6 protein-coding genes are annotated in these 3,683 nt (G+C 72.4%); 1 reads left to right on the top strand and 5 read right to left on the bottom strand.

Features of this window, described 5'->3' with window-relative positions; all coding sequences use genetic code 11:
• Positions 1–41: 41 nt before the first annotated feature.
• The 4 genes from ACFQ7Q_RS37880 to ACFQ7Q_RS37865 form a co-directional block, all read right to left on the bottom strand.
• Entirely contained in the window at positions 42–593 is a 552-nt protein-coding gene (locus tag ACFQ7Q_RS37880; protein WP_383563745.1) for a SixA phosphatase family protein, read from the bottom strand.
• Positions 594–640: 47 nt separating this feature from the next.
• Entirely contained in the window at positions 641–847 is a 207-nt protein-coding gene (locus ACFQ7Q_RS37875) for a hypothetical protein (RefSeq protein WP_383563742.1), read from the bottom strand.
• 157 nt (positions 848–1,004) lie between these two features.
• Positions 1,005–1,121, bottom strand: coding sequence for an SGM_5486 family transporter-associated protein (locus ACFQ7Q_RS37870; RefSeq protein WP_329122169.1), 117 nt, complete (start codon positions 1,119–1,121; stop codon positions 1,005–1,007).
• 17 nt (positions 1,122–1,138) lie between these two features.
• The gene (locus tag ACFQ7Q_RS37865; protein WP_383563739.1) at positions 1,139–2,434 is read right to left on the bottom strand and encodes a CynX/NimT family MFS transporter; all 1,296 of its coding nucleotides are present in this window, start codon (positions 2,432–2,434) and stop codon (positions 1,139–1,141) included.
• Between the two features lie 64 nt (positions 2,435–2,498).
• Here ACFQ7Q_RS37865 and ACFQ7Q_RS37860 point away from each other — a divergent pair, with 64 nt between their 5' ends.
• The gene (locus ACFQ7Q_RS37860; protein ID WP_383563736.1) at positions 2,499–3,203 is read left to right on the top strand and encodes a FadR/GntR family transcriptional regulator; all 705 of its coding nucleotides are present in this window, start codon (positions 2,499–2,501) and stop codon (positions 3,201–3,203) included.
• On the opposite strand, the gene ACFQ7Q_RS37855 is transcribed toward ACFQ7Q_RS37860, so the two are convergent.
• A complete protein-coding gene (locus ACFQ7Q_RS37855) occupies positions 3,157–3,555 on the bottom strand; it encodes a hypothetical protein (RefSeq protein WP_383563733.1) in 399 nt (132 codons plus the stop codon). The genes ACFQ7Q_RS37860 and ACFQ7Q_RS37855 overlap by 47 nt on opposite strands.
• Between the last annotated feature and the right edge of the window lie 128 nt (positions 3,556–3,683).

Genomic DNA, 3,683 nt, shown 5'->3' with positions numbered 1-3,683 from the left:
GCCACCCACGGTGGCCGGGCCCTTTCGCCGTACGGGACGGGTCAGCTGTGCGGGGCCCAGTAGTCGAGCAGGGTGCCGAAGCCGTGCTCCACGGACTTCCAGGAGCCGCTGAAGCCGAGGACGGAGAACGCGGAGGTGGGGAAGCCGCCTCGGTTCATCCGGGCCAGGGCGTCACCCTCGGCCGAGCCCGCGAGGGCATCGGAGAGTGCGTGCATCCCGGGGTTGTGGCCGATGACGAGGAGGTTCCTCACCTCGTCGGAGACCTCGTTGAGCAGGGCGATCAGCTCGCCGGGCGAGGCCTCGTAGAGCCGCTCCTCGTAGACGGTCCTCGGGCGGTGCGGCAGCTCCTGCACGGCCAGCTTCCAGGTCTCTCGGGTCCTGGCGGCGGTGGAGCAGAGGGCCAGATCGAAGGCGATCCCGGTGTCGGCGAGCTTGCGCCCGGCCACGGGGGCGTCCGCGCGGCCGCGGTCGGCGAGCGGTCGCTCGTGGTCGGACACCTGGGGCCAGTCGGCCTTGGCATGCCGGAGCAACACAATCCTGCGGGGTTCGGGGGAGCCGGGGGGTGTCCCCCCGGAAGTCGCTGCGACGCTCATGGGCTCCAGCTTCGCACGAAACGAGCCACCGGGCGCAGGGTGTTGGGTCAGTGGGGCAGCGTCTGCTGGATCTGCTTCAGGAGATGCCCGACCGACGGGTCGCCACCGGCCGTATGGGCCCCGCCCGGCCCCGCTATCAGCAGGAAGAGCGCGACGAACGCGGCCACCGGGAGGGCGAGCGCCCACCAGGGCAGCCGGGTGTCGACGCCGCCGACGGACGGGGCCGGGGTCCGGGTGTGCGTACGGGCCGACATGGCCGCCTCCGTGGGTCGGGACTTCCCGCGGCGGTGACTGCCGCGATGTCTCCACGCTACGGAGCGCGCATCGTCGAGCCCATCCGGTGATCCACCTACTTCACCCTGAGACTCACCCCCTAGGGGATGGAGGGGTTAACCCCACCGCGAGGGCGGGTCAGGGGGAGGCGATGGTGGCGATGACGGCGATGACGACCGAGATCCCGAGCATCGCGCCGAGCACGAGCAGGAGCTTCTTCTGGCCGTTCGGGGGGTTCGGATCGAGCACTGGCATGGAGACAGTCTCGCATCTCAGCATTCGTCCTCGACGGTCCGGTCCCTGCCGGCGAGGGTGCCGACGATCATCTGGGGGATCATCAGCCCGGCCATGAGCGCGATGGGCAGGCCCCAGCCGCCGCTGTGCTGGTAGAGGACGCCCACCAGGAGCGGGCCGGGGATGGAGATGAGGTAGCCGACGCTCTGCGCGAAGGCGGAGAGCCGGACGACGCCGGCGCCGCTGCGCGAGCGCATACCGATCATGGTGAGGGCGAGCGGGAAGGAGCAGTTGGAGACGCCGAGGAGCACCGCCCAGAGCCAGGCGCCGCCGGAGGGCGCGAGGAAGAGGCCGGTGTAGCCGACCAGGCCGCACAGGCCCAGGGCGACGACGATCGGGCCCTGGGTCTTGAGCCGGGTCGCGAGGCGCGGGATGACGAACGCGAGCGGTACGCCCATCACCATGGTGACGGCGAGCAGCACACCGGCCGTACCGGCCGGGACGCCGGCGTCACGGAAGATCTGCGGCATCCAGCCCATCGTGATGTACGCACCGGTGGCCTGGAGGCCGAAGTAGGCGCCGAGGGCCCAGGCGGTCCGGCTGCGGGTGATCCGGAGCGGGGCGGCCGAGGGGGCCGCGGCCCGGGCCTCGGCCGCGCCTGTCGCCGACCCCGTGGCCCGGTCGCGCAGCAGCGGGATCCAGGGCAGTACGGCGAGGGCGGCGAGGATCGCCCAGACGCCGAGGCCGGTGCGCCAACTGCCGCCCAGGACCTCGGTCATGGGAACGGTCGCGGCGGCGGCCAGGGAGGTGCCGAGGGCGAGCGCCATGGAGTACAGGCCCGTCACGCTGCCGACGCGGTCGGGGAAGTACCGCTTGACGATGACGGGCATGAGGACGTTGCTGACGGCGATGCCCATGAGGGCGAGGGCGCTGGCGGCGAGGAAGCCGACGGTGCCGGAGGCGAAGGGGCGGACGGCGAGACCGGCGAGGATCGCGGCCATGCCGGCGCAGACGACGGCGGCGGGGCCGAAGCGGCGCGCGAGACGGGGCGCCATGATGCCGAAGGCCGCGAAGCAGAGCGGGGGCACGGAGGTGAGGACGCCGGCCACGCTGCCGCTCATGTGGAGTCCGTCGCGGACCTCTTCGAGGAGGGCGCCGAGGCTGGTGATGGCGGGGCGGAGGTTGAGCGCGGCGAGGACGAGTCCGACGAGGACGATCCGGGTGATCCAAAGGGCCGGCCGGTCCGGTGCGGAAGAATCCCCCACGGTGGCGGTCGGCTTGGAGGTCCGGGCCGGCGGTGCGGCGGTCTCGAGGGTCTGCGGCTCGTCATGCATGAGCGCCATCATAGAATCATGGGATGATTGGTTGTCCAATCCGGAACGAAATGGAAGGTGCACCATGGCGCTCGGCTCCCCCCGGCGTTCCGGGCTCTCCGATCAGGTGATCACCGAGCTGCGGAACCAGATCACCTCCGGTGAGTGGCCGGTCGGTTCGCGGATCCCGACCGAACCGGAGCTGGTCGAGCAGCTGGGCGTGGCCCGCAACACCGTGCGCGAGGCGGTCCGCGCGCTCGCGCACAACGGGCTGCTCGACATCCGGCAGGGCTCGGGCACCTATGTCGTCGCCACCAGCGAGCTCGCCGGCGTGATGCACCGCCGGTTCGCCGGATCCGACCCGCGGCACATCGCCGAGCTGCGCTCGACGCTGGAGTCCTCGGCGGCGCGGCTCGCGGCGCAGCGGCGCACGGAGCGGGACCTGAAGCAGCTGGACGCGCTGCTGAGCGGCCGCGAGGAGGCCTGGCGGTCGGGCGATGCCGAGCGGTTCGTGACGGCCGACGGCGCGTTCCACCACGCCGTGGTGGTCGCCTCGCACAACGACGTACTGACCGAGCTCTACGCCGACCTCGGTGACGTCCTGCGGCAGTGGCTGCGTGACGACGTGGGCCCGGAGCTGCGGCCGGAGCACCACATGGACCACGCGCGCCTGGTCGAGGCGATCCGGGCGGGCGACGCGGACACCGCGGCGGCCGAGGCGGCCGGGTATCCGTTCATGTGCCTCAGGAACCTGGGGCCCGCGGAGCCGGCTCGACCGGTTGGTGCGTGAGCCAGGCGGAGCGGACCTCCTTCCAGCAACGGCCGGTCAGCCGGACGTAGGCGGTCGCCTCCACGTCGACGGGGGCGCTGTCGGTGTCGACGTCCCACCACCGGTCGCACTCGACGTGCAGCCGGACGCGATCGGTGCCCGGGTAGGGGTTGTGGCAGTAGGCCGTGACACGGGAGCCCTCGACGACCGTGCGGCAGGAGGCCCCGAAGTTCTCGGGATCCCGGACGACGGCCGGCAGCGGGGCGTCCTCGGCGGGACCGGGCGCCGCGCGCACCTCTGCCGCGACGGCGAGTCCGGCGAGGAGTGCGGCGGCCGAGGCGAGAGCGGCGGCCCTGCGGTGCGGCGCGCGCATGTCCCTACCTCCTCCCCGTCAGTAGCTGGAATGTCACGCTCCGATCCAGTGTGGGGTGATTCGCCCGACTTTTCGACTCGGGGGGACGGGTACGGGAACGACGAAGGCCGGGCGCCCCTCCGTGGAGG

The organism is Streptomyces sp. NPDC056527 (assembly GCF_042794475.1).
Classification (GTDB): domain Bacteria; phylum Actinomycetota; class Actinomycetes; order Streptomycetales; family Streptomycetaceae; genus Streptomyces.
Note: the sequence above shows the minus strand (reverse complement) of the source record. Positions and strands in the feature narration are given on the sequence as shown.